Below are 24112 nucleotides of genomic sequence, written 5' to 3' on the forward strand. Positions count from 1 at the left end.
CGGGCGCAACCGATAAACCGCGCGAGTGCGACTGCTTCCGGACCGGCGACAAGAGGTCAAACCGCGCCCGCAATTCGCCTCGGAAATCGCATCGTGCCGCGCCGGAAAGGATCAGGACTAAAGCGCATCAGTCCAGGTGGGCGCCGTCCGGTACGGGGACCCGGGGTGACGCGTCGGTTATCCGGCGGCACAAGGGAAGCGCGTCCCGTCGGCCAATGGGATTTCGGGCACGTTGACGGGCCCGGGGATTGCGGACAGCGTGGGCACCGCCCTCCGGCCGCAGGGTCGGAACTTCCCCCGAAGGCGGCGGAGATGACTCGTTCCCAGGCGGTGCGCACGACCCTCACCACCCTGCTCGCGGGCGGCCTCCTGTCGCTGTCCGCGTGCGGGCTGGGCGGCGGCGGGGGAGCGGCGGACGGCAAGGACGCGGAACGGACGGGGACCGTGTCCGGTGGGATCACGTTCCGCACCCTCCAGCTCAAGCCGAAGTTCACCGGCTACGTCCAGGGCGTCATCGACTCCTTCGAGCAGCGGTACCCCGACGTCACGGTGAAGTGGGAGGACGTACCCGGAGACGGCTACAACGAGAAGCTCGTCGCCGACGCCGGCGCGGGCGCCCTCCCCGACGTGGTGAACCTCTCCACCGACTCCTTTCAATTGCTCGGTGAACGAGGGCTGTTGGCCGACGTCTCGGCGTGGGACGCCGAGGTCGCCAAGGAGTACGTTCCCGGCGCCTGGGAGCAGTTCGAACTTCCCGGCCGGGGCGACGGCGTGTACGCCTACCCCTGGTACGTGACCCCCGAGATCCTCACCTTCAACGCGGACCTCTTCGAGAAGGCCGGTCTCGACCCCGCCCGACCACCCACCAGCGTCGAGGAGTTCTTCGACCAGGCCGAGCGGATCGCCGCCCGCTCCGGCGGTCGGTACGCCGCCTTCATGGCCGACCCCAAGAGCCGGCTGCCCGGGGACTGGCAGAAGATGGGCGTCCCGATCCTCAACGAGCGCCGGGACCGCTTCACCTTCGACACGGACAAGGCCGTCGAGTGGGTCGACCGGATGAAGGACCTGTACGCCAAGGGCGCCATGCCGAAGGAGTCCCTGCTCAAGTCGGACGACATCAACCAGCTCTACGGCGCCGGAAAGCTGGTCTTCGGCCCCGGCTCCCCGGGCTTCGTCAAGGACATCCGGCAGAACGCTCCGCAGGTCTACGAGCGCACCCGGGTCGCCGGCGCCGTCACCGGCCGGCTCGGCCACATCGGCATCTACGCCCAAGCCCTCGGCATCCGAAAGGACACCGAACACCCGGACGCGGCGGCCGAGTTCGCCAAGTGGGTGACCAACGGCCCCAACCAGGTGGAGTTCTCCCGGAAGGCCACCATCTACCCGTCCAACGCCCGGGGCCTGGACGACCCGTACTTCTCCGACCGCGGCGACGGCAAGGACGCCGAGACGGTGGCCCGCGCGATCGGCGCCGAACAGCTGAAGAGTGCCGGGCTCGACGCCAACACCCCGGTCCAGTGGACCAGTCAGGTCGGTGACGCGGTGGTGCGCGAGATGCAGAAGGCCATCCTGGGGGAGCAGGATCCGAGGACGGCGGTGCGCAGGGCCCAGGAGGCGGCCAACGCGCTCCTGTCGGCCGCGGCCCGCCCGTGACGGCGAAGGGGTCCGCTGCGGGAGGTGACGCCGGTCTGCCCCACCGAACGTGGTGGGCGCCCTACCTCTTCCTCGCTCCCGGGCTGGTCATGGTGGCCCTGTTCAGCGTCTGGCCGTTCGTCAACACCGTGATCCTGTCCTTCACCGACGCCCGGATCCTGCGCGGCGGGGACTTCGTCGGCCTCGACAACTACACCCGCGCCCTCGGCGACCCCGACTTCTGGCTGGCCACCGGCAACAGCGTCCTCTACCTCGCCGTCGTCGTCCCCTGCCTGGTGCTGCTGCCGCTCGCCCTCGCGGTCCTCGTACGCGCGCGGATCCCCGGGATCGGGCTGTTCCGTTCCGCGTTCTACACGCCCGTGATCGCCTCCGCCGTCGTCGTCGGCCTGATCTGGCAGTGGGTGCTGCGCAGCGACGGGCTCGTCAACACGGTGTTCCGCCGGCTCGGTGTCGTCTCGGAGCCGGTTCCGTTCCTGACGGACAGCACCATGCTGCTGCTCTCCGCGATGATCGTGACGGTGTGGAAGGGCCTCGGCTACTACATGGTGTTCTACCTGGCGGCCCTCGGGAACGTCCCCGCCTCCCTGTACGAGGCCGCCGCCCTCGACGGCGCCGGCTCCGTACGCCGCTTCTTCAGCATCACCGTCCCCCAGGTCAAACCGATGATGCTGCTGGTCGGCACCCTCTCCGCGATCTCGGCGCTGCGCGTGTTCACCGAGATCTACATCCTCGGCGGCGAGAGCGGCGGCCCCGGCGGCGGCGCCCGTACCCTGCCGTTCCTGATCCGGCAGGTGGGCCTCGGCTACTCCGGCGAGACCGGCTACGCCTCGGCCATCTCCCTCCTGCTGTTCCTGCTGACCCTGGCCTTCAGTCTGCTGGGCCACCGGCTGTCCCGGAGGGACGACGCGTGAACGCCCCCGCCGACCGCGCCCCGGCGACCACCCCGACCACCGCGCCGGCCCGGCGCCCGCCACCGGACCCGCGCGTCCGCGCCGACCTGCGCCGCCGCCTCCTCGGCCGCACCGCCCGGTACGCGACGCTGATGCTGATGCTCGTGGTCATGGTCGGCCCGATCGTCTGGCAGTTCCTGACCTCGATCCGCGGCCGCACCGAGAACGTGTACGACGGCCTGCTGCCCTCCCGGCCCACCCTGGACAACTACGCCTTGGTCGCCGAGTCGTTCCCCCTGCTCCAGTACGTCGGCAACACGCTGATGGTGGCGGCCTTGTCCGTCACCTCCAACCTGCTGTTCGCGGCCATGGGCGGCTACGCCCTGTCCCGGGCCGGTTGGAAGGGCCGCCGGAGCGTCTTCACCGTCCTGGTGGCGACCCTGATGTTCCCCTTCGAGTCCGTGATGATCTCGATGTTCCTGACGGTGCGGGGGATGGGTCTCATCGACACCCTCATCGGGGTCTGGCTGCCGGGAGCCGTCTCCGTCCTCAACATCATGATCATGCGGGCGGCCTTCCTGGCCGTGCCCCGGGAGATCGAGGAGGCGGCGGTCCTGGACGGGGCGGGCGAATGGACCCGTTTCACCCGCGTCTTCCTGCCCTCCGCCAAGGGCGCCCTCGCCGTCGTCTGCATCACCAGCTTCATGGGCGCCTGGGACGACTTCCTGTGGCCGTTGCTCGTCCTCACCGACAGCGAGAACCACACCCTCCAGCTCGGCCTGAAGACCCTCGCCGGCGCCACGACCACCAGCGACCAGCGGACCATCGCCGCCGGGGCGATGACCGCGCTGATCCCGATGATGCTCCTCTTCTTCGCCCTCCAGCGTTACTTCTTCAAGGGCGTGGCCGAAGGGGCCGTCAAGACCTGACGCGGGCCGCCGACCGCTGCCCGCCGACCGCTGCCCGCTGCCCGCTGCCCACCATCCCTGTTCCGGTCCCGCAGCCCCGCCCGCCCGACCCCTCCTCCTGGAGCCGCCGTCATGCACGACGACCGCAGCATCGCCGAACACCGCCTGCGCCGCGTCCTCGCGGAGCGGATCAAACCCGCCGTCCGCTCCCGCTCGCTGCCGCTCACCGTCGAGCGCTGGGAGGCGCCCGGCGAACCGGTGCCCGTCGCCGAGGGCCTGGCCGCCCCGTACGGGCCCTGCGCGACGGGTGACGCGTGGGGCCCGGCCTGGGGCACCACCTGGTTCAAGGTCACCGGCTCGGTACCCGCCGACTGGGCGGGCCGCACCGTCGAGGCCGTGCTCGACCTCGGCTTCGAGCGGATGATGCCCGGCTTCCAGTGCGAGGGCCTGGTCCACCGCGCCGACGGCAGCGAGGTCAAGGGGCTGAACCCGTACAACGACTGGGTCCGGGTCGCCGACCGGGCGGCGGGCGGCGAGCGCGTCGAGTGGTACGTCGAGGCCGCGTCCAACCCGGTCCTGGTCAGCCACTCGCCCACCTACGAGGGCGACCGGCCGACGAGCGGGGACCAGCCCCTCTACCGCCTCGCCCGGATGGACCTCACCGTCTTCGAGACCGAGGTCTGGGAACTCGTACAGGACCTCGAAGTCCTCCAGGAGCTGATGACGCAGCTCGACGGGGCCGACGCCCGCCGGTACGCGATCCTGCGGGCCGTCGACTCCGCGCTGGACGAGGTGGACCTCGCCGACGTCCCCGCCACGGCCGCCGCCGCCCGCGCTCGCCTCGCGCCGGTCCTCGCCGCACCGGCCACCGCCTCGGCGCACCGGATCAGCGCCGTCGGGCACGCGCACATCGACTCGGCCTGGCTGTGGCCGCTGCGCGAGACCGTCCGCAAGGTGTCCCGGACCACCTCCAACGTGCTCGCGCTGATGGACGAGCACCCGGAGTTCGTCTTCGCCATGTCCCAGGCCCAACAACTGGACTGGATCAAGACCTACCGTCCCGAACTCTTCGAACGGATCAAGAAGAAGGTCGCGGACGGCCGGTTCGTGCCGGTGGGCGGCATGTGGGTCGAGTCCGACACCAACATGGTCGGCGGCGAAGCGATGGCCCGCCAGTTCCTCTACGGCAAGAAGTTCTTCCTCGACGAGTTCGGGATCGAGACGAGGAACGTGTGGCTGCCCGACTCCTTCGGCTACACCGCCGCCATGCCGCAGCTCGTGAAGCTGTCCGGCTCGCACTGGTTCCTGACCCAGAAGATCTCCTGGTCCCAGGTCAACAAGTTCCCCCACCACACCTTCTGGTGGGAGGGCATCGACGGCACCCGCGTCTTCACGCACTTCCCGCCCGTCGACACCTACAACAGCGACCTGGGCGGCGCCCAACTCGCCCACGCCGCACGCAACTACCGGGAGAAGGGGCGGGGTTCGCGCTCGCTGGTGCCCTTCGGCTGGGGTGACGGCGGCGGCGGACCCACCCGCGAACACCTGGCCCGCGCCCGGCGCCAGCGCGACCTCGAAGGCTCCCCGCGCGTCGAGGTCGAACGGCCCGACGCCTTCTTCGAGAAGGCGCACGCCGAGTACCCGGACGCGCCCGTCTGGGCGGGAGAGCTCTACCTGGAACTGCACCGGGGCACCTACACCTCCCAGGCCCGCACCAAGCAGGGCAACCGGCGCAGCGAATCCCTGCTCCGGGAGGCCGAGTCGTGGGCCGCGACGGCCGCCGTGCGCGTTCCCGGCTTCGCCTACCCGTACGAGGACCTGGAGCGGCTCTGGAAGACCGTACTGCTCCACCAGTTCCACGACATCCTGCCGGGCTCCTCCATCGCCTGGGTGCACCGCGAGGCCCGGGCGACGTACGCGGCCGTGCGCGAGCAACTCCTCGCGATCACCGGGGCGGCGCAGGCGGCCCTGGCGGGCGAGGGGACCGAGGAACTCGTCTTCAACTGCGCCCCGCACGCCCGGCGCGGCATCCCCGCGGGCGGCGCGGGCCGTCCCGAGGCGGCGACGCAGCCCGTCACCATCGAGGAACGGCACGGCGGCGGGCACGTCCTGGCCAACGGCCGACTGCTGGTGGAGGTCGACGGGCGCGGGCTGCTCGTCTCCGCCTACGACCTGGAAGGGGGACGCGAGGCGCTCGCCCCGGGGAGCGCGGCGAACCTGCTCCAGATCCATCCCGACTTCCCGAACATGTGGGACGCGTGGGACATCGACGCGTTCTACCGCAACAGGGTCACCGACCTCGTCGCGCTGGACTCGATGGAGGTGACCGAGGCCGGGCCGGACGCGGCGAGCGTCACCGTCACCCGTTCCTTCGGCTCGTCCACGGCCGTGCAGACGATCACGCTGCGGGCGGGCGCCCGGACCGTCGACCTCGGGGTGGACGTGCGGTGGCACGAGAGCGAGAAGTTCCTCAAGGCCGCCTTCCCCCTCGACGTAGCGGCGGAACGGTCCGCCGCCGAGACCCAGTTCGGCCACGTTCACCGCGCCACCCACACCAACACCTCATGGGACGCGGCCAAGTTCGAGATCTGCGCCCACCGCTGGATCCAGGTGGAGGAGCCCGGCTGGGGCGTGGCCCTGCTCAACGACTCCACCTACGGGCACGACGTCACCCGGGACGTACGCCCCGACGGCGGCCGGACCACCACGGTCCGACTGTCCCTCCTGCGCGCGCCCCGCTACCCCGACCCGGAGACCGACCAGGGGCGACACACCCTGCGGTTCTCCCTCGCACCCGGCGCCACGACCGGGGACGCGGTCCGGGAGGGCCACGCCCTGAACCTGCCCGAACGGGTCGTGACGGGGGCCGGCCCGGTCGAGCCGCTGCTGGCGGTGGACGAGGACGCGGTCGTCGTCGAGGCGGTCAAACTCGCCGAGGACCGCAGCGGCGACGTCGTCGTCCGGCTGTACGAGTCCCGCGGCGGCCGGGCCACGGCGCACCTCACGCCCGGCTTCGCGATCACCGCCGCCGTCGAGAGCGACCTCCTGGAGCGGCCCCTGGCGGGCTCCGCCGTCGCCGCTCCGGCCGCGGACGGCCGGATCGCCCTGACGCTGCGCCCGTTCCAGATCGTCACCGTACGGCTGCGCCGCACCTGACGTTCACCGTCACCGTGCCCGGTTCCGTCACGTCGGCGAGGGTGTCCGGGCCGTGAACTGCGCCACAGGGAGGGGCGGACCGGGCCGGTGGGAGGCGGGGAGGGTGTCCGAACCGCCCCCATCTGGTTATGCACCTAGTTGCAAAACCGCCCGAGCCTCGCTAGAACATGTTCATCACCCCCGCGCGAGGAGGCGCCCCCCATGAGTTCCCAGAGCCGCTACCCGCACCTGATGAGCCCCCTGGACCTCGGCTTCACCACCTTGCCGAACCGGGTGATCATGGGCTCGATGCACACCGGCCTGGAGGAGCACGAGGGCGGCTTCGAGCGCCTCGCCGCCTTCTACGCCGAGCGCGCCCGCGGCGGCGTCGGCCTCATCGTCACCGGCGGCATCGCGCCCAACGACGCCGGACGTCCCTTCGAGGGCGGCTCCCGCCTCACCACCGAGGAGGAGGCCGCCGAGCACCGGGTGATCACCGACGCGGTGCACGCGGAGGGCGGGAAGATCGCGATGCAGATCCTCCACTTCGGCCGCTACGCCTACCACAAGGACCTCGTCGCCCCCAGCGCGCTCCAGGCCCCGATCAGCCCGTTCGTACCGAACGAGCTCTCCGACATCGAGGTCGAGCGCACCGTCGAGGACTTCGTACGGGCGGCCCGCCTCGCCAAGCTCGCCGGCTACGACGGCGTCGAGATCATGGGCTCCGAGGGCTACCTGATCAACGAGTTCATCGCGGCCGCGACGAACAAGCGCACCGACCGCTGGGGCGGCGCGTACGAGAACCGCACGCGCTTCCCGCTGGAGATCGTCCGCCGCACCCGACAGGCCGTCGGCGAGGAGTTCATCCTCGTCTACCGCCTGTCCATGCTCGACCTGATCCCCGGCGGCTCCACCCTGGAGGAGGTCGTCCGCCTCGCCAAGGAGGTCGAGGCGGCGGGCGCCACCATCATCAACACCGGCATCGGCTGGCATGAGGCCCGCATCCCCACCATCGCCACCTCCGTGCCCCGCGGCGCCTACACCTGGGTCACCAAGCGGCTGATGGGCGCGGTGAGCGTGCCGCTCGTCACCAGCAACCGGATCAACACCCCTGAGGTCGCCGAGGAGTTGCTCGCCGACGGCCGCGCCGACCTGGTCTCCCTCGCGCGTCCCTTCCTCGCGGACGCCGACTTCGTCGCGAAGGCCGCGGCCGGTCGGTCCGAGACCATCAACACCTGCATCGGCTGCAACCAGGCCTGCCTCGACCACACCTTCAGCGGCAGGATCACCAGCTGCCTCGTCAACCCCCGCGCCTGCCACGAGACCGAACTCGTCCTCGCGCCCACCCGACTGAAGAAGCGCGTCGCCGTCGTCGGCGCCGGCCCCGCCGGTCTGGCCTGCGCCGTCTCCGCCGCCGGCCGCGGCCACGACGTCACCCTGTACGAGGCCTCCGGCCGGATCGGCGGCCAGCTCGACATCGCCCGCCGCATCCCGGGCAAGGAGGAGTTCGAGGAGACCATCCGCTACTTCGGCACCCAACTCGTGGACAGCGGCGTCGACGTCCGGCTGAACACCGTGGCCGACGTGGCGACCCTGCGGGAGTACGAGGAGGTCGTCGTCGCCACCGGCGTCAGCCCGCGCACCCCCGCCATCGAGGGCGTGGACCGGGACAACGTCGTCAGCTACCTCGACGTGCTGCGCGACGGGGCCCCCGTCGGCGAGCGCGTCGCCGTCGTCGGCGCGGGCGGCATCGGCTTCGACGTCGCCGAGTTCCTCACCGACAGCGGCGAGGGCGCGGCCCAGGACCCCGAGGTCTGGTTCCGCCACTGGGGCGTCGACACCGCCTACACCGGCCCCGGCGGCCTGACCGCCCCCGAGCGGCCCGCCCCGCCGCGCCGGGTGCACCTGCTCCAGCGCAAGACCACCAAGGTCGGCAGCGGCCTCGGCACCACCACCGGCTGGATCCACCGCGCGGAGCTCAAGCACCGCGGGGTGGTCTCGGTCGCCGGGGCGACGTACGAGCGCATCGACGACGAGGGCCTGCACATCACCGTCGACGGCGAGGCGCGGCTGATCCCCGCCGACACCGTCGTGCTGTGCACCGGCCAGGAGCCCCGCCGCGACCTGTACGAGGAGCTCCGCGCCGCCGGCGTCGAGGCGCACCTCATCGGCGGAGCCGACGTGGCGGCCGAACTCGACGCCAAGCGGGCCATCCGGCAGGGCACCGAGCTGGCCGCCGGGCTCTGACCGAAAGCCCCTTCGCGGCGGCGGTGTTGTGGCGGCCCGGCCCGGGCCGTCACAATCCTCGGGTGACGCTGACACCGGCAGAAGCCGACAGGATCCTGGCAGACAACTTCGCGCCCTGGGTGCTGGCCCTGGGCCTCACCGTGGAGGAGACGGGAACCCGGCACGCCGTGCTGCGGCTGCCCTGGTCCGCGGACCTGGCCCGCGACGGCGGCGGGCTGAGCGGCCAGGCCCTGATGGCCGCCGCCGACACCGCGACCGTCATCGCGATCTCCGCCGCCCGCGGCGGGTACGGGCCGATGACCACGGTCCAGCAGTCCACCAGCTTCCAGCGGCCCGTGACCGGTACGGACGTGCTGATCGCGGTGAGCGTCACCAAGCTCGGCAAGCGGATGGCCTTCGCCGACGTCACCATGACCGCGGACGGCGCCGACGAACCCGCCGCCAAGGCCTCCGCGGTCTACGCCCTTCTCGGCTGACCCGGCCGCCGGGGGCGCCTCGCGCGCGGGAGTCCCCGGCCCGTCAGTGGTCCGCGGTGACGGCCCGGACGCCCGTGAGGCGTTCCGCCGCCTCCCAGAGTCGGGCGTTGGCCGCGCGGTCCAGGGCCCGGCGGGTGACGCGGGCCGCGGTGACCGGGCCGACCAGCTCGAACGGGCCGCTCGGGCCGTAGTAGCCGCCCGCGACCGCGTCCGGGCTGGTGGCCGCGTACAGCAGGGGCTCGGTGCCCGGGCCCACCTCCTGCTTCGGGAGGAAGTCGACGGAGCTCACGAGCCGGTGCAGCCGCGACGGCTTTCCCCGGCCCAGGCTCGCTCCCGCGGTCTGCAGGTTCGTCCTCGTGTAGCCGGGGTGGGCGGCGGTGCTCCGCAGCGGCCACCTCTGGACGGCGGCGAGTTCGTCCAGGTGCTGGGCCATCATCAGGTCGGCCAGCTTGGACTGGGCGTACGACAGCATCGGGTGGTAGCGGCGGCGCTCGTACTGGAGGTCGGCGAGGTCCACCCTGCCGAAGTTGGCGGTGCCGCTGCTCATGGTGGTCACCCGCGGGGCCGGGGCGGCCAGCAGCGCGGGCAGCAGCCGTACGGTCAGGGCCAGCGGGCCGAGGAAGTTGCTGCCGAACTGCAACTCGAAGCCGTCGGACGTGGTCATCCGGGTCGGCGGGGCCATCACGCCCGCGTTGTTCACCAGCAGGTCGAGCGGGTCGCCCTCGGCCAGGATGCCGTCGGCGAAGGCGGCCACCGAGGCGAGGTCGGCCAGGTCGATCCGGCGCACCTCCAGCCGCGCGCGCGGATGGCGGGCCAGGATCTCGGCGCGCGCCCGCTCGCCCTTGGCCGGTGTGCGGACGGCCAGCACGACGCGGGCGCCCGCCTCGGCGAGTCGGCGCGCGGCCTCCTTGCCGGTGCCGCTGTTGGCGCCGGTGACGACGACGGTCTTGCCGGACTGGTCGGGGACGGCGTACATGACGGCTCCTTGGGGCGGCGGCAACAGACCGACGGTCCATTGCTTTCGAAGCTAGCAGACCGCTGGTCTGATAACAACAGACCGCAGGTCTGTACGCTGGGCGCGTGTCCATTCCCAGTAAGTTCCAGCGGGCCCGGAGCGAGGAGCAGCGCGCGGCCCGCCGCCGGGCGATCCTCGACGCGGCGGCCGACATGCTCACCGAGATGCCCGTCGCCCAGGTCACCTTGAACGAGCTCAGTCGCCGGGTGGGCCTCGCCAAGTCGAACGTGCTGCGCTACTTCGAATCCCGCGAGGACGTCCTGCTGGAACTCCTGGCCACCGCCTCGGGCGAACTCGTCGACCATCTGGAGCAGACCCTCCCCGGCGCCCTGGACGCCGTCCCGCCCACCGAGCGTCCCGACCGGCTCGCCGACCGCCTCGCCCGAGCCCTGGCCGAACGGCCCGTCCTGTGCGACCTGATCAGCGCCCAGTCAGCCGTGTTGGAACGCAACGTCTCCCCGCAGGTCGCCGCCCAGTACAAGCGCGCCGCGATCGCCCACGCGAGCGCCCTGGCGGCCCTGGTCGCCGCCCGACTGCCCGCCCTGGGGGAGTCGGACGCCTTCCGGTTCGTCGCCGGGTCCCTCATCGTCACCGGCGCGGTCTGGACCCACGCCCACCCCTCCGCCGCCATGATCGCGGCCTACGAGGCGGACCCGGCGCTGGCCGTGCTGCGCCTCGACTTCGCCGACACCCTGCGCGAGACGTTGGAGGTCCTGTTGTCGGGGCTGCTGGCGCGCGCGGGCGGGCCCGGTCTGGGATCGTGACCGCGTAGGAGAGTGATCACGCACGATCGTGATCGCGCGGAGAACGCGGAGAACGCGGCGGACGCACGGCGAAGGAGTCTCACATGGGTGGACGGTTCGAGGCGACGGTCGAGATCGACCGGCCGGTCGAGGCGGTGTTCGCCTACCTGGCCGACGGCCGCAACGACCCCGAGTTCAGCCCGCGCGTCCAGCGGATCACCAAGGTCCCGGAGGGCCCAACGGCCGTCGGCACGGTCTTCCGAAGCACCGTCAAGGACGCCGGGATGAAGACGGGCCGGGAGTTCCGCATCACCGCGATCGAGCCGCCGGGCCTGATCCGCTGGAGCGAGCAGAGCAAGAACCTCGTGACGGCCGAGGGCGGTTACGACCTCGAAGCCCTGCCCGGCGGCCGCAGCCGGGTCCGCGTCTTCAACACCCTCGAAGGGCACGGCGTCGGCAAGCTCCTCGTCGGCCTCGCGCTGAGCGCCGCCCGCAAGGACGCCCCGGCCTTCGGTGCCCGGATCAAAGCGGCGGTCGAGGCGTCGTCCCGTCCGGTCCGAGGCGTCGATCCGTAGGGCCCGAGCCGATCATCCGTACGGTCCGGGTCGTCGTCCCGTACGGTCCGGGCCGTCGATCCGTACGGTTCCGGCGGCGTCGGTTCGGTACGGCAGGTCAGGTAGGACGCCTACACCGCTCCGATCAGGCCCTCCGTCAGCGCACGCCCCCAGCGCGATCCGCGCGGGGGTCCGCGGCGGTCGCCCTGACCGCCGTCGGACCGGTACGGGGCCCCGCCGGCGCGGGGCCCCGTACCGGCTTCGCCGGGTCAGCAGATGCGCGGCAGCTGCTCCCCGATGGGCAGGTCGACCACCCGCGTCCCGCCGAGGCCGGTCCGCGCCACGACGAGCCCGGGATGCGCCTCGACGGCCTCCCCGATCACCGCGGCGTGCCGGCCCAACGGGTGGGCGCGCATGGCGTCGAGCACCGCGTCGGCGTGCTCGCGGGGCACGAAGGCGACCAACTTGCCCTCGTTGGCCACGTACAGCGGATCGAGGCCGAGGATCGCGCACGCGTTGGCGACGGCCGGGGGCACCGGGACCTTCGACTCGTGCAGGACGACGCCGGTGCCGGAGGCGGCCGCGATCTCGTTCAGGGAGGCCGCGAGGCCACCCCGTGTCGGGTCGCGCAGGACGTGCAGGTCCGGGGTGACCGCGAGCATGCTCCGCACGAGGCCGCCGAGAGCGGCGCAGTCGCTCAGGACGTCCACCCCGAACTCGAGGCCCTCGCGCACGCTCATGATCGCGACCCCGTGCAGCCCGATCTCACCGCTGACGATCACCACGTCGCCGGGGACGACGCGCTGCGGACGCAGGTCCACGCCCGTCGGCACGAGCCCGATGCCGGAGGTGTTGACGTAGATGCCGTCGCCGTGCCCGGCCTCCACCACCTTCGTGTCACCGGTGGCGACCTCCACGCCCGCCGAGCGCGCGGCCGCGCCCATGGCCTCGGCCACCCGGGCGACCGTCGCGATCTCCACGCCCTCCTCCAGGATGAACCCGCAGGACAGGTAGGCCGCGGTGGCCCCGCTCATGGCCAGGTCGTTCACCGTGCCGTTGACGGCGAGGTCGCCGATGCTCCCGCCCGGGAAGAACAACGGGCGCACCACGTAGGAGTCGGTGGAGAACGCGAGCCGGACCCCGCCGAGTCGGACGGACGCGGAGTCCCCGAGCTGCGCCAGCACCTCGCCGCCGAAGGCCGGTGCGAAGAGGTGCTCGACGAGCTCGGCGGATAGCGCACCGCCGCCGCCGTGGCCCATCACCACCCGGGGGCGGTCGCGCAGCGGCGCCGGGCAGGTCCAACCCGTGATGTCGAGCGCGGTGTCGGGCCCCATGTTGACGGGTACGGGGTCCGGTCGTGCGGTGTCGGGTCGTACGGTCTCAGGCAACGGGGCTCGCCTCCAACGGGGCGGTCGGGGCGGCCGGCGGCGTCGGGAGGTCCAGCCGCCGGTACAGGTAGTACGCCGCGCAGGCGCCCTCGCTCGACACCATCGTGGCGCCCAGCGGATTGCGCGGGGTGCACAGCGTGCCGAACGCCTCGCACTCGTGCGGCTTCAGCAGCCCTTGGAGCACCTCGCCGCTGCGGCACTCCGCCGGCTCCAGGGTGGTGATGCCGGTCACCGAGAAACGGTGCTCGGCGTCGTACTCCCGGTACCGCGGCGACAGCCGCCAGCCGCTGTCCGGGATGACCCCGATGCCGCGCCAGGCCCGGTCGGTGACCTCGAAGACGTCCTGGAGCATCGCGAGCGCCGCCGGGTTGCCCTCGGGGCGCACGGCGCGCGCGTAGGCGTTGTCCACGGTGTGCTCGCCGCGCTCCAACTGTCGTACGGCGCGCCGTACGCCCTCCAGGATGTCCAGCGGCTCGAAGCCCGTCACCACGATCGGCACCCGGTGGCGCTCGGCCAACTCCGGGTACTCGCCCGTGCCCATCACGCTGCACACGTGCCCGGCGGCCAGGAAGCCCTGGACCCGGCAGCTGGGCGAGCGCATGATCGCCTCGATCGCCGGAGGGACCCGGACGTGCGACACCAGCAGGCTGAAGTTGCGGATGCCGAGCTTCTTCGCCTGGTGGACCGTCATCGCGTTCGGCGGCGCCGTGGTCTCGAAGCCGATGCCGAAGAACACCACCTCGCGCTCCGGGTTCTCCTGCGCGACCTTGAGCGCGTCGAGCGGGGAGTACACCACCCGTACGTCGCCGCCCTCGCTGCGCACCTGGAAGAGGTCACGGCCCGTCCCGGGGACGCGGAGCATGTCCCCGAAGGAGCAGAAGATGACGCCGGGACGGGAGGCGATCTCCAGTGCCTTGTCGATGACCTCCAGTGGGGTCACACACACCGGACAACCCGGGCCGTGAATCAACTCAACCTGCTCGGGGAGAAGTTGATCGATGCCGTGGCGGATGATGGTGTGGGTCTGGCCGCCGCACACCTCCATCAGCGCCCAGGGTCGGGTCACGGTGGCGTGGATGTCGTCGAGCAGTTTGCGGGCGAGTTCCGGGTCCTGGAACTCCTCGATGTACTTCACTGCGGGATCTCCTCCTGCCGGGTCGCGGTGGGCGCCGCGTCCGTGGCCGGCTCGTCGTCGGTGAAGGGCCACGAGGCGCCACCCGCCTCCGCGGCCATCTCCCAGGGGTCGCCGAACTCCTCCTGGAGCATGCCGAGTTGCTCGAACAACTCCAGGGTCTGCCGGGCCGATTCCTCATCCAGGCGCTGGAGCGCGAACCCCACGTGGACGATGGCGTACTCGCCGACCCGGAGGTCCGGCAGGTACTCCAGGCACACCTCCTTGCGCACCCCGCCGAAGTCGACGGTGGCCATGCGGGTGCCGTCCTTCTCCGCGATCTCAAGCACTCTGCCGGGTACCGCGAGGCACATGGGCTTCTCCTTGCTGTGGGTGGTCCGTGGCGCGGGCGGCCCCTGCGGCCCCCGCCACCACGAGCTGGCCGAGGGCCAGGCCGCCGTCGTTCGGCGGGACGCGGTGGTGCCGCAGGACGGTGAAGCCGCGTCCGCGCAGGTCGTGCGCGCAGGCCGCGGAGAGCAGGGTGTTGGCGAAGACCCCGCCGGTCAGGGCGACCGTGTCCAGGCCGTGCCGGTCGCGGGCGAGCCCGCACAGCGTGCCGACGAGGGCGGCGACCCCGGCGTGGAAGCGGGCGGCGATCACGGGCCCGGCCGTGCCCGCCCGTACGTCGGCCACCACCGCGGCCAGTACGGGCGCCGGGTCGGCGACCACGGGCCCCGCGCCGGCCGCCGCGGGCGGGCACAGCCCGAAGGCGTAGCCGCGGCCGTACCCCGTACCCGCCTCCAGGGCGGCGCCTTCCAGCTCGATCGCGGCCTGCGCCTCGTAGCCGGCGAGGTGGCGGACGCCGGCCAGGGAGGAGACGGCGTCGAAGAGCCGGCCCATGCTGGAGGTCGGCACGCAGTTCAGCCCCCGTTCCAACTGGCGTTCCAGCACGCGGAGTTCGTCGGGCGGGCAAGCGGCCGTGCAGGGCAGGTCCGGGGCCCGGTCCAGCCCGGCGGCCCACAGGTGGGCCAACGCCATCCGGTACGGCCGCCGCACGGCGGCGTCTGCGCCCGGCAGCGGGACGTACCCCAGGTGCGCGAACCGGGTGAACCCGGCGTAGTCGGCGAGCAGTACCTCCCCGCCCCAGACCGCACCGTCGTCCCCGTACCCGGTCCCGTCGAAGGCGACGCCGATCACCCGCCGACCGCCGTCGAGGCCGTGCTCGGCCATCGCCGAGGCGACGTGGGCGTGATGGTGCTGGACGAGCACCAGGGGCCGCCCGTCCGCGTGCTCCCGCGCCCACCGGCCCGACCGGTATCCCGGGTGCCGGTCGGCGGCGAACAGGACGGGACGTACTCCGGTGACCGACTCCAACTGCCGCCGCGCGCCCGCGAACGCGTACTGGGTGGCCAGGTCGTCCATGTCGCCGATGTGCGCCGACAGCCAGGCCCGGCGGCCCTCGCCCAGACAGAACGCGTTCTTCAGGTCCCCGCCCACGGCGAGGCTCGCCGGCACCTCGACCGGCAGCGTCACGGGCAGCGGTGCCCAGCCGCGCGAGCGCCGGACGGTCAACTGCTCGCCCTCGCACACGCGCACCACGGAGTCGTCGCAGGGCACGTGGATGGGCCGGTCGTGCGTGAGCCAGGCGTCGGCGAGAGCGGCGAGCCGCTCCAGCGCCTCCGCGTCGTCCGTGACGATGGGCTCGCCCGAGAGGTTGCCGCTGGTCATCACCAGCAGCCGGAGGCCCGCCGGGTCACCGGGCAGGCCGAGCAGCAGGTGGTGCAGGGGCGTGTACGGGAGCATCACGCCGAGGTCGGGGCTGCCCGGCGCGACACCCTCCGCCACGCCCGTGGCTCCCGGGCGGCGGCGCAACAGGACGATGGGCCGCACCGCGCCGGTGAGCAGGCTCCGCTCCTCGGGGCCGACGTGGGCGAGCCGTTCGACGTCGGCGAGCTCCCGGGCCATCAGGGCGAACGGCTTGCCGCCGCGGTCCTTGCGGCGGCGCAGCTCGGCGACGGCGCCCGCGTGGCCCGCGTCGCAGGCCAGGTGGTATCCGCCGAGCCCCTTCACCGCGAGGACCGCCCCCTCGGCCAGCAGCCGGCGTGCCCCGGCGACGGGATCGACGTCGGTCACCTCCTGGACCGGCCGACCGGACAGCAGCCGCAGGCGGGGCCCGCAGGCCGGGCAGGCCACCGGCTGGGCGTGGAAGCGCCGGTCGGCCGGGTCGGCGTACTCACGGGCGCAGTCGGCGCACATCGGGAAGCCGGCCATGGTGGTGTGGGCCCGGTCGTACGGCAACCCGGTGACGATGGTGAAGCGGGGCCCGCAGTGCGTGCACGTGATGAAGGGATGGCGGTGACGCCGGTCGGTGGGGTCCGCGAGCTCGGCGAGGCAGTCGGCGCAGGTGGCGACGTCGGGGGAGACCAGCGTGCGGGCCGGCCCCCCGGTGTGCGAGGCCACGATGCTGAACCCGGAGCCGCCCGCGAGCGGCACGGCGCAGTGGTCGACGGCGTCCACCACGGCCAGCGGGGGCGCGTCCGCCGCGAGCCGCTCGCAGAACCGCAGCACCGCCTCCGCCGCGCCCTCGACCTCCGCGACGACGCCCTCGGGCGTGTTGGTGACGTGCCCGGCGAGGCCGAGCCCGGTGGCGCGGGTGTACACGTACGGGCGGAAGCCGACGCCCTGGACCACGCCCCGGACGGTGATCCGGCGGCGCTGCACGGCCTCCATCAGCGGGTCCGCGCCACGGAGTCGTGGGCGTGCGGGTGGACGTGCCCGTCGGGGCCGTGGTGGTGGTCGGCGCCCCCACCGTGAACGTGGTCCCCGTCGTGGTCGTGCACGTGCCCGTCGTCATGCGGGTGCGGGTGCGGGTGCGCGTGTCCCGTCCGGGCCATGACCGGCGTGTGCGCGGCCGTTCCCGTACCGACGGCCAGGGCCCGCTCCAACAGGAGGCCCGCGCCCGTGCCCGCGCGGGCGGAGGTGAGCACCACCTCCACCCCCGGGTTGACCTGCTCGACGTTGCGGCGGAAGGTGGCCTCGTCGAAGTCGACGGCCTCGGCGATGTCCGTCTTGGTGACGACCACCAGCTGGGCGAGCCCGAACGCCGTCGGGTACTTCAGCGGCTTGTCCTCGCCCTCGGTCACCGAGGCGAGCACCACCCGGAGGTTCTCCCCGAGGTCGTACGAGGCCGGACAGACCAGGTTGCCGACGTTCTCCACGAACAGCAGCCGGGTTCCTTCGGGCAGCCACCCGTCCAGGTGACGGCCCATCATCCCGGCCTCCAGGTGACACAACCCGTCGGTGAGCACCTGCTTGACCGGTACGCCGGAACGCGCCAGCCGCACCGCGTCGTTCTCGGTGGCCAGGTCGGCGGTCAACGCGGCCACGGCCACGCCCCGCTCCCGGGCCAGCAGCAGCTCCTGTTCCAGCAGGGCGGTCTTCCCGCTGCCCGGACTGGACAGCAGGTTGACGACGGTCGTTCCGCGGGCGGTGAGTTCGGCGCGCAGCACCTGGGCCGCCAGATCGTTCTTGGCGAGCACCGCCTGTTGCAGGTCCACCACTCGGCACATGGGTCAGGCCTCCTCGGAGATCGGTTCACGGGTACGGCCCGGGCCGCCGTCCGGGTCGTCCTCCCAGGTCACGCTGAGGATCCGCAGTTCACGGCCCGACACCAGCTCCACGCCGCCGGCCCGGCCGCAGTCCGGGCAGCACAGCCGCGGCGGCATGCCGACGGCCCATTCGTCCGGGCAGTCCGCGCAGCGGGCACGGCCCGCCTCGGAGACGGTGACCAGCTCGGCGCCTTCGAGGACGGTGCCGGCGCAGGCGAGTTCGAAGCAGAAGGCGAGGGCGTCCGGCACCACGCCGGCCAGCTCCCCGACCTGGAGCCGGACCAGGGTGACGGCGTGCGCCCCGCCCGCCTCGGCGGCCTCTTCCACCTGGCCCACGACGGCCATGGCGATCGACATCTCGTGCATCGGGACTCCGTCCTGCCGGGGCTCATTACAGCGGCCGGACCCGGGCGCCGCGGTCGGGCACGCCGACGCCCCGCACGCCCCGTACGCCGTTCGGGTGCGCCGGGGCGGCCGGCCGGAGGACGGCGGGTGTCACATCCTGCGCAGCCGCAGGTAGCGCCGGATGTCGGGCAGCACCTGGGTGAGCACGGCGACGAGCGCGGCGGCGGCAGCTCCGCCGACGAAGGCCTTCTTCATGGGGTCCTCCTCAGTTCGCGCGCGGTGTGCGCGGTGGTCCGTGCGTCCGGGGCCGCCCCGGGACGCGGGGCGTCCCGCACGAGCTCCAGGACCGTCCGTACGGCCTCGGGTACGGCGGCGGCCACCGGGGCGCTGAGCCCGATGCCCTCCTCGACCGAGGCGGGTTCGCAGCCGACGACCAGGGTGCGCCGCGGCGGAGCGGACCCGGTGCCCGCGCACAGGGTTCCCAGCAGGGCCAGTACCGCGTCGGGCGACATGTGGTGACCGTCGAGCACGGCGCCGCCGGCGGGCGGGTCGGCGCCCGCTTCCCCGGCGCCCGCTTCCCCGGCGTCGATCAGGTACACGGTGCCGGGGGCCCCGCCGCGGGCGGCGGCGTCGATCAGGACGAGCGTGTCGTAACCGTCCAGCAGTTGGTAGGCCAGGTGGACCCCGCGCACCCCGAAGTCCACCACCTCGACGTGGTCGGGCAACGGGTGCGCCGACAGCGCGCGCACCACCTCGACGCCGAAGCCGTCGTCGCCGAGGAACAGGTTGCCGATGCCCGCGACCAGCACGCCGCCGCTCACGCGCCCTCCAGGGGAGTGACCTCGTCGGGTTGGAAGTACAGGAACCGGCCCTGCTCGCGCCGGATGTCGGCGCCCGGATCGCCCTCCACCGTGACGGCCAGGTGCACCCCGCCGTCCACGTCGTGCAGGACCGCTTCGACGAGGGCGGGCCGGTCCCGCAGGAACAGGTCCTGGGCGTCGGTGGGCCGCAACCCGGGGCGCAGCAGCACCCGACTGCCGACGCCCACCGTGACGCCGTCGATCGTGATCCGCTCCGGAACCGGGTCGAGGGCGTCCGGCCGGGCCGGGTCCCACCACGGCGTGTCCGGGCTGAACAGCGCTTCCTCCGGCGGGAGTTCGCGGATCTCCGGCGGTCCTTCGCCAGTGACCTCCCGGAGGGCGCGGACGGCGCCGTGCAGTCGCTCCAGGACCTCCGGCGGCATGGACTCCGCGAGGTCGATCACCGCGGCCGCCCGCGGATCGGTACCACGGGCCTCGCGCTTCTCCTGGTCGGTGAGGGCCGCCGTGCGCAGGGTGAGGATCTCGTCGATCTCCAGGGCGTCGTACATGGCCCCGGCGCTCTCCGGCGCGATGGCCGGGTGGTCCTCCAGGATGATCGGGGAGGACAGCGCCACGTCGGCGTGGCCTCCGGCGCCCGCGAGGACGGGCCAGGTGTGCTCGTTGACGCAGTCGGCGACGGCGCCCTTGGCCCATTCCGGCGGGTCGGTCATCGACAGGAAGGACCCGGCGTCGAGCCCCAGCATGAGGTGCGCGGCGAGGAGCGAGCGGGGCAGGGCGGCTTCGCGGGCGTCCCGTTCGCCGTTCGGGGCCCACGGGCTCGTGTTCTCCACGACCGCGGTGAGCCGCGACACCCGGTAGGGGCCGTCGAGTTCCGCGGTGCGGATCCGTACGAGGCCACTGACCCGCTCGGTGCGCCGCACCAGCCGGCCCACCGTCCGCCCGTCGGCGTCCAGGACCTCCTCGGTGTCCTCGCGGGCCGGCCGCGAGAAGGGCAACACGAGCCCCTCGCCGCTGAGTTCGGCGACGGGGATCGCGTGGACGACGCGTTCCTCCGTCCCCTCGTCCCACGGCACCAGCACCCGGTCCGCCAGGTGCAGTTCGTCGGTCGTGGTGAACGAGTCGTCCTCCCGCACCCGTTGGACGGTCCGTCGCCGCGCGTGCAGGAACCGCAGCTCCAGGCGAAGGGTTGCCGCGCCGCGCGGCTCCATCAGCAGCTCGGTCCGCTGGAAGCAGTGTTCCTCGTGCGCCGGGGCCCAGGTCGGGGGCACGAGCACGCCGAACTGCCAGCGCATCCGGTTCTTCGCGGCCGACGCCCGGTACGGGTAGAGGACGTAGCCCTCGAACAGGACGGCGTCGGCCACCTGCCGGGCGGTGGCGAAGTGGTCCTCCCGGGCGGGGGCGCCGGTGGTCGCGGTCGTCGCGAGCGGGGTCGTCGCGGTCACGGGGCGGTCCTCTCCGAGGTGCGCGGCAGGACGGCACCGGCCCAGGCGGGCCGGTCGGGCGCGCGCCCGACCGGCGGGGGAGCGTCGGCTGCCGCGTCGAGCAGCGCCCGTACGGTCGCCTCCCAGGAGGACAGCGCGTGGCGCGAACGGTAGGCGAGCAGCTCGTCCATGACGTCGCGCGGAAGCCGCAGCCAGCCGCAGCCCGGGAAGTGCTGTTCGACCATCTCGCGCCACACCGAGACCGGCATCCGGTACGAGGCCTCCCGGTCCCAGGGCACCGGCTCGACCCGGAAGCCGCCGTCGCCCGTGAAGGCGGTGCCGGAGAACAGCATCAGCAGCGGGGCCTCGCCGTCCTGAAGGGCGTTGAAGTAACGGGTCGCCGCGATGTCCATGTCATAGGTGCAGGGCACCACCAGGTCGATCTCGGTCTCCCCGGTGAAGCTCGGCACCATCACCGGCACCTGCGCGAACTGCACGGGCTGGAGGGTGTTGCCCCACCGGGAACGGGCGCCGAAAAGGTCCGCCAGCCCGTCGGCCTCGCCGCTCGCGTACCCGCGCCGGGCCGGCTCGATCCGCAGCTGACAGCGCAGCGCCAGGGCGTGCACCCGCACCCCTGGACCGGCCGTGATGCCGAGCCGGAACACCAGCGTGGGCCCGGCGGCGTAGCCGTCGGCCCGCACGCCCCGGCAGGTGAAGGTGAAGTCCGTCGTCGCCGTCATGATCCCGACGCCCCTTCCCCGGCGGCCCCGGCCGGGACCTTCGCCCGCCGTACCACCTGCGCGAAGAAGGCGTCCAGCGCGGCCCGGGCCTCGGCCCCGCCGTCGAAGCCCTGCCACAGCAACCGCATCCGCCCCACCAGCTCGTAGCAGATGTCGATCGGCACCAGATGGCACTCGGTGCGCCCCTCGACGCGGCGCAACAGCAGTGCCTCCACGTCCGGTTCGAGCAGCGCGGCCAGCCGGCTGGAGCCGAGTACGCTCTGCCAGGTCTGCGGGTCGAGTTCGCTCTCGGTGGCCCCGGCCGGGCTCGGGTACAGGGCGACCAGCCGGTCGAGGGCGGCGTTGCGGAAGAAGAACGCGACGCCGACCGGGATCTGCAACAGTTCCCAGGCGTTGTCGTCCAGCCGGTGCCCGGGGTCGGTCAGGTAGCGGTCCGGGACGGCCCGGAACCGCCCGGTCACGGCGCCCGGCCGGTCGAACAGCAGGGCGCAGCCGGTGCAGGCGCAGACCAGCGCCCGCCGCTCGGTCTCCACCAGGTGGCGGTGAGCGTCCTCGGGCACCACCACCCCGCACAGTTCGCAGGTCTCGGGGCGGGGCGTACGGGGCCCCGCGAACCGGCGCAGGCCGCGCGGGGCGACCTGCGCCGGGCCGGCCGCGGCGGGCCCGCTCACGGGACCCGCGCCGGTGCCGGCGGGCGGGCGGAGATCTGCAGCAGCGCCGGCTGCGGCGCGACCGCCTCCGACTCCACCCCGGTCACCTCGGGCGCGAAGCAGGCGAGGGTGTCCTCGACCGTCCGCCGGGCCGCGTCGGCGGTCCCGGAGGAACAGCCGCAGCCGGAGGCGGCGGCCGCGGGGCGCAGCCGCAGCACCCCGGTGCCCTCGTCGAAGTCGATCAGCTCCACCGGGTCGCCCGCGTGGTCCAGGGCGCGCGCGATGCGGGTGCGCACGTCCTCCGGGTGCAGGTCGTGCAGGGTCAGCAGGCTCGCCACCAGCTCGTCGTCGAGCAGTTCGGCGGGCAGCCCGCCCGGCGCTCCTCCCGGCCGGGCGCCGGCCGCGGCGCCGAGCCGTTCCACGATCCGGGCGAGCCCGGCCCCGTAGAAGTCCATGAGGACGCGCACCAGTTCCTCGGCCGCCGCGCACGCCTGACGGTCCCCGGACCCGGCGAGCCGGTCGAGCACCTCGTCCACCCGCAGGCCCGCCTGCCGGGCGTCGGTCGGGGCGCTCATCCGCCCAGTCCGCTCAGGCCGGTGGGTACGTGCATCGTCTTCACGGTCTTGCCGCCGCCCACGTACATGTGGACCCCGCACGGCAGACAGGGGTCGAAGCTGCGCACGGCCCGCATGATGTCGATGCCCTTGAAGTTCTCCGGGGTGTTCTCCTCGAAGATCGGGGTGTTCTGCACCGCGTCCTCGTAGGGGCCCGGTGTGCCGAAGGTGTCGCGGGTGCTCGCGTTCCACGGGGTCGGCGGGTACGGGTGGTAGTTCGCGATCTTGCCGTCACGGATCACCATGTGGTGCGAGAGGACGCCGCGCACGGCCTCGGTGAAGCCGACGCCCAGACCCTCGTCCGGCACCTCGAACTTCTCCCAGGTCTGGGTGCGCCCGGCGCGGACCTCGGCCAGCCCCTTCTCCGCGCAGTGCAGGGCGATCGCGGCGGCGTACGCCTGGAAGTACGTGCGGGCGCGGTTGCGCTCCAGCGCGTTGCTCCACTTCGGGATCTTCCACTCGAAGCGGGTCTCCGGCTTGGTCATCGTCCGGGGCAGGGTGATGACGACGCTGTTCCCGGTGGCCTGCACGTAGTCGGTGTGCACGAGCCCGGACAGGGCCGTGGACCACAGGCGGGCGAGGGGGCCGCCGCCGGTGTCCAGGGCGAGGTGGTCCTTGCCGTCGAACCAGCGGGGCGACATCACCCAGCTGTACTTGTCGTCGAAGTTCCGCTTCTGCGGCGCCGGGATGGTGTGCTGGTTCCACGGGTGGCGCGGGTCGACCGGGTTGCCGAGCGGGTCGTGCGTGACGAACTGCTCCCGGCCCTCCCAGTCGTCGTAGTACGAGCTGCCCAGCAGGATGCGGATGCCGAGGTTGATCTCGGTGAGGTCGTTGGTGACCAGCTTGCCGTCCACCACCACGCCCGGGGTGACGAACATCTTCCGTCCCCAGTCGGTCATGTTGGCGTACGTGAAGTCGCAGTGCTCGGGGTCGTTGAGCGCGCCCCAACAGCCCAGCAGCACCCGGCGCCGGCCGACCTCCTCGTAGCCCGGCAGGGCCTCGTAGAAGAAGTCGAACAGGTCGTCGTGCAGCGGCACGACGCGCTTCATGAACTCGCAGTACCGCATGAGGCGGCTCATGTAGTCCGTGAACAGCTGGACCGAGGCGATCGTGCCGACACCGCCCGGGTAGAGCGTGGAGGGGTGCACGTGGCGCCCCTCCATCAGGCAGAACATCTCCCGCGTGTAGCGGCTCACTTGGAGCGCCTCGCGGTAGAACTCGCCCTCGATGGGGTTGAGCGAGCGCATGATGTCGGCGATGGTCCGGAAGCCGTGCTCCCCGGCGTGCGGAGCGGGCGTGCGCTCGGCCAGTTCCAGCACGCCGGGGTTGGTCTCGCGGACCATCTTCTCGCAGTAGTCGACCCCGACCAGGTTCTCCTGGAAGATGTTGTGGTCGAACATGTACTCCGCCGACTCGCCCAGGTTGATGATCCACTCGGCGAGGTGGGGCGGCTTCACCCCGTAGGCCATGTTCTGCGCGTACACCGAGCAGGTCGCGTGGTTGTCCCCGCAGATCCCGCAGATGCGGCTGGTGATGAAGTGCGCGTCACGGGGGTCCTTGCCGCGCATGAAGACGCTGTACCCGCGGAAGACCGAGGAGGTGCTGTAGCACTCGGCGACCTTCTTCTGCTTGAAGTCGATCTTCGTGTGGATGCCGAGACTGCCCACGATCCGGGTGATCGGATCCCAAGCCATCTCCACCAGACCGCTGCCGTCCGCGGCTGCCTTCGTCTTCGGTGTCGCCATCGTCTGTGCCGTGACCCTTCTTCGGTGCGGAGTTCCTGAACGGGAGGG

21 protein-coding genes are annotated in these 24112 nt (G+C 72.7%); 8 read left to right on the top strand and 13 right to left on the bottom strand.

All coding sequences use genetic code 11. The annotated features are described in order from the left end of the window. The first annotated feature begins 312 nt into the window (after window positions 1-312). The 6 genes from AB0D46_RS04655 (at window position 313) to AB0D46_RS04680 (ending at window position 9309) form a co-directional block, all read left to right on the top strand. Window positions 313-1653, top strand: coding sequence for a sugar ABC transporter substrate-binding protein (locus AB0D46_RS04655; RefSeq protein ID WP_362875806.1), 1341 nt, complete (start codon window positions 313-315; stop codon window positions 1651-1653). 89 nt (window positions 1654-1742) lie between these two features. Next, a complete protein-coding gene (locus AB0D46_RS04660) occupies window positions 1743-2564 on the top strand; it encodes a sugar ABC transporter permease (protein WP_362875845.1) in 822 nt (273 codons plus the stop codon). After that, window positions 2561-3472, top strand: coding sequence for a carbohydrate ABC transporter permease (locus tag AB0D46_RS04665; protein WP_362875807.1), 912 nt, complete (start codon window positions 2561-2563; stop codon window positions 3470-3472). The genes AB0D46_RS04660 and AB0D46_RS04665 overlap by 4 nt, the downstream gene beginning before the upstream one ends. A gap of 111 nt (window positions 3473-3583) precedes the next feature. Further along, window positions 3584-6607 carry a glycoside hydrolase family 38 C-terminal domain-containing protein gene (locus tag AB0D46_RS04670; protein WP_362875808.1) on the top strand — a complete coding sequence of 1008 codons (3024 nt, stop codon included), beginning with the start codon at window positions 3584-3586 and terminating at the stop codon, window positions 6605-6607. A 201-nt stretch (window positions 6608-6808) separates the two neighbouring features. Beyond that, window positions 6809-8833 (top strand): NADPH-dependent 2,4-dienoyl-CoA reductase, encoded by a 2025-nt coding sequence (locus tag AB0D46_RS04675; RefSeq protein ID WP_362875809.1) that lies wholly within the window; start codon window positions 6809-6811, stop codon window positions 8831-8833. 62 nt (window positions 8834-8895) lie between these two features. After that, window positions 8896-9309 carry a PaaI family thioesterase gene (locus AB0D46_RS04680; protein ID WP_362875810.1) on the top strand — a complete coding sequence of 138 codons (414 nt, stop codon included), beginning with the start codon at window positions 8896-8898 and terminating at the stop codon, window positions 9307-9309. 43 nt (window positions 9310-9352) lie between these two features. On the opposite strand, the gene AB0D46_RS04685 is transcribed toward AB0D46_RS04680, so the two are convergent. Further along, window positions 9353-10285 carry an SDR family oxidoreductase gene (locus AB0D46_RS04685; protein WP_362875811.1) on the bottom strand — a complete coding sequence of 311 codons (933 nt, stop codon included), beginning with the start codon at window positions 10283-10285 and terminating at the stop codon, window positions 9353-9355. 110 nt (window positions 10286-10395) lie between these two features. On the opposite strand from AB0D46_RS04685, the gene AB0D46_RS04690 reads away from it, so the two are divergent. Both AB0D46_RS04690 and AB0D46_RS04695 read left to right on the top strand, forming a co-directional pair. Further along, the gene (locus tag AB0D46_RS04690; protein WP_362875846.1) at window positions 10396-11088 is read left to right on the top strand and encodes a TetR family transcriptional regulator; all 693 of its coding nucleotides are present in this window, start codon (window positions 10396-10398) and stop codon (window positions 11086-11088) included. Between the two features lie 83 nt (window positions 11089-11171). Next, the gene (locus tag AB0D46_RS04695; RefSeq protein ID WP_362875812.1) at window positions 11172-11642 is read left to right on the top strand and encodes an SRPBCC family protein; all 471 of its coding nucleotides are present in this window, start codon (window positions 11172-11174) and stop codon (window positions 11640-11642) included. Between the two features lie 248 nt (window positions 11643-11890). Here the strand turns inward: AB0D46_RS04695 and hypE are convergent, their stop codons facing one another. The 12 genes from hypE to AB0D46_RS04755 form a co-directional block, all read right to left on the bottom strand. Continuing rightward, on the bottom strand, window positions 11891-12955 hold the full coding sequence (gene hypE / locus AB0D46_RS04700; RefSeq protein WP_362875847.1) for a hydrogenase expression/formation protein HypE: 1065 nt from the start codon (window positions 12953-12955) through the stop codon (window positions 11891-11893). Window positions 12956-13001: 46 nt separating this feature from the next. Then, complete coding sequence (gene hypD, locus AB0D46_RS04705) at window positions 13002-14144, bottom strand: hydrogenase formation protein HypD (RefSeq protein WP_362875813.1); 1143 nt, start codon at window positions 14142-14144, stop codon at window positions 13002-13004. Next, on the bottom strand, window positions 14141-14494 hold the full coding sequence (locus tag AB0D46_RS04710; protein WP_362875814.1) for a HypC/HybG/HupF family hydrogenase formation chaperone: 354 nt from the start codon (window positions 14492-14494) through the stop codon (window positions 14141-14143). Before AB0D46_RS04710 ends, hypD begins: the two co-directional genes overlap by 4 nt. Further along, the gene (hypF, locus tag AB0D46_RS04715; protein ID WP_362875815.1) at window positions 14463-16850 is read right to left on the bottom strand and encodes a carbamoyltransferase HypF; all 2388 of its coding nucleotides are present in this window, start codon (window positions 16848-16850) and stop codon (window positions 14463-14465) included. The genes AB0D46_RS04710 and hypF overlap by 32 nt, the downstream gene beginning before the upstream one ends. After that, window positions 16850-17689, bottom strand: coding sequence for a hydrogenase nickel incorporation protein HypB (gene hypB / locus AB0D46_RS04720; RefSeq protein WP_362875816.1), 840 nt, complete (start codon window positions 17687-17689; stop codon window positions 16850-16852). Before hypB ends, hypF begins: the two co-directional genes overlap by 1 nt. Window positions 17690-17692: 3 nt before the next feature. Further along, the gene (locus tag AB0D46_RS04725; protein ID WP_362875817.1) at window positions 17693-18094 is read right to left on the bottom strand and encodes a hydrogenase maturation nickel metallochaperone HypA; all 402 of its coding nucleotides are present in this window, start codon (window positions 18092-18094) and stop codon (window positions 17693-17695) included. A 230-nt stretch (window positions 18095-18324) separates the two neighbouring features. Next, complete coding sequence (locus AB0D46_RS04730; RefSeq protein WP_362875818.1) at window positions 18325-18894, bottom strand: hydrogenase maturation protease; 570 nt, start codon at window positions 18892-18894, stop codon at window positions 18325-18327. Then, complete coding sequence (locus AB0D46_RS04735; protein WP_362875819.1) at window positions 18891-20336, bottom strand: hypothetical protein; 1446 nt, start codon at window positions 20334-20336, stop codon at window positions 18891-18893. The genes AB0D46_RS04730 and AB0D46_RS04735 overlap by 4 nt, the downstream gene beginning before the upstream one ends. Next, complete coding sequence (locus tag AB0D46_RS04740) at window positions 20333-21055, bottom strand: DUF6084 family protein (RefSeq protein ID WP_362875820.1); 723 nt, start codon at window positions 21053-21055, stop codon at window positions 20333-20335. The genes AB0D46_RS04735 and AB0D46_RS04740 overlap by 4 nt, the downstream gene beginning before the upstream one ends. Next, the gene (locus tag AB0D46_RS04745) at window positions 21052-21726 is read right to left on the bottom strand and encodes a DUF5947 family protein (protein WP_362875821.1); all 675 of its coding nucleotides are present in this window, start codon (window positions 21724-21726) and stop codon (window positions 21052-21054) included. Before AB0D46_RS04745 ends, AB0D46_RS04740 begins: the two co-directional genes overlap by 4 nt. Further along, window positions 21723-22280: a hypothetical protein gene (locus AB0D46_RS04750; protein WP_362875822.1), complete on the bottom strand. Its 558-nt coding sequence runs from the start codon at window positions 22278-22280 to the stop codon at window positions 21723-21725. The genes AB0D46_RS04745 and AB0D46_RS04750 overlap by 4 nt, the downstream gene beginning before the upstream one ends. After that, window positions 22277-24064: a nickel-dependent hydrogenase large subunit gene (locus AB0D46_RS04755; protein WP_362875823.1), complete on the bottom strand. Its 1788-nt coding sequence runs from the start codon at window positions 24062-24064 to the stop codon at window positions 22277-22279. Before AB0D46_RS04755 ends, AB0D46_RS04750 begins: the two co-directional genes overlap by 4 nt. Window positions 24065-24112: the final 48 nt, after the last annotated feature.

Source organism: Streptomyces sp. NPDC048383 (assembly GCF_040651775.1).
In the GTDB taxonomy this organism is placed as follows: Bacteria; Actinomycetota; Actinomycetes; order Streptomycetales; family Streptomycetaceae; genus Streptomyces.

What these genes read in the sequence shown, in the direction of transcription:
- AB0D46_RS04685 (WP_362875811.1), bottom strand. Translation starts at nt 10,285, where the DNA reads ATGTACGCCGTCCCCGACCAGTCCGGCAAGACCGTCGTCGTCACCGGC.
- hypF (WP_362875815.1), bottom strand. Translation starts at nt 16,850, where the DNA reads ATGGAGGCCGTGCAGCGCCGCCGGATCACCGTCCGGGGCGTGGTCCAG.
- AB0D46_RS04710 (WP_362875814.1), bottom strand. Translation starts at nt 14,494, where the DNA reads ATGTGCCTCGCGGTACCCGGCAGAGTGCTTGAGATCGCGGAGAAGGAC.
- hypB (WP_362875816.1), bottom strand. Translation starts at nt 17,689, where the DNA reads ATGTGCCGAGTGGTGGACCTGCAACAGGCGGTGCTCGCCAAGAACGAT.
- AB0D46_RS04725 (WP_362875817.1), bottom strand. Translation starts at nt 18,094, where the DNA reads ATGCACGAGATGTCGATCGCCATGGCCGTCGTGGGCCAGGTGGAAGAG.
- AB0D46_RS04675 (WP_362875809.1), top strand. Translation starts at nt 6,809, where the DNA reads ATGAGTTCCCAGAGCCGCTACCCGCACCTGATGAGCCCCCTGGACCTC.
- AB0D46_RS04670 (WP_362875808.1), top strand. Translation starts at nt 3,584, where the DNA reads ATGCACGACGACCGCAGCATCGCCGAACACCGCCTGCGCCGCGTCCTC.
- AB0D46_RS04750 (WP_362875822.1), bottom strand. Translation starts at nt 22,280, where the DNA reads ATGAGCGCCCCGACCGACGCCCGGCAGGCGGGCCTGCGGGTGGACGAG.
- AB0D46_RS04695 (WP_362875812.1), top strand. Translation starts at nt 11,172, where the DNA reads ATGGGTGGACGGTTCGAGGCGACGGTCGAGATCGACCGGCCGGTCGAG.
- AB0D46_RS04660 (WP_362875845.1), top strand. Translation starts at nt 1,743, where the DNA reads ATGGTGGCCCTGTTCAGCGTCTGGCCGTTCGTCAACACCGTGATCCTG.
- AB0D46_RS04740 (WP_362875820.1), bottom strand. Translation starts at nt 21,055, where the DNA reads ATGACGGCGACGACGGACTTCACCTTCACCTGCCGGGGCGTGCGGGCC.
- AB0D46_RS04755 (WP_362875823.1), bottom strand. Translation starts at nt 24,064, where the DNA reads ATGGCGACACCGAAGACGAAGGCAGCCGCGGACGGCAGCGGTCTGGTG.
- hypE (WP_362875847.1), bottom strand. Translation starts at nt 12,955, where the DNA reads ATGGGGCCCGACACCGCGCTCGACATCACGGGTTGGACCTGCCCGGCG.
- AB0D46_RS04655 (WP_362875806.1), top strand. Translation starts at nt 313, where the DNA reads ATGACTCGTTCCCAGGCGGTGCGCACGACCCTCACCACCCTGCTCGCG.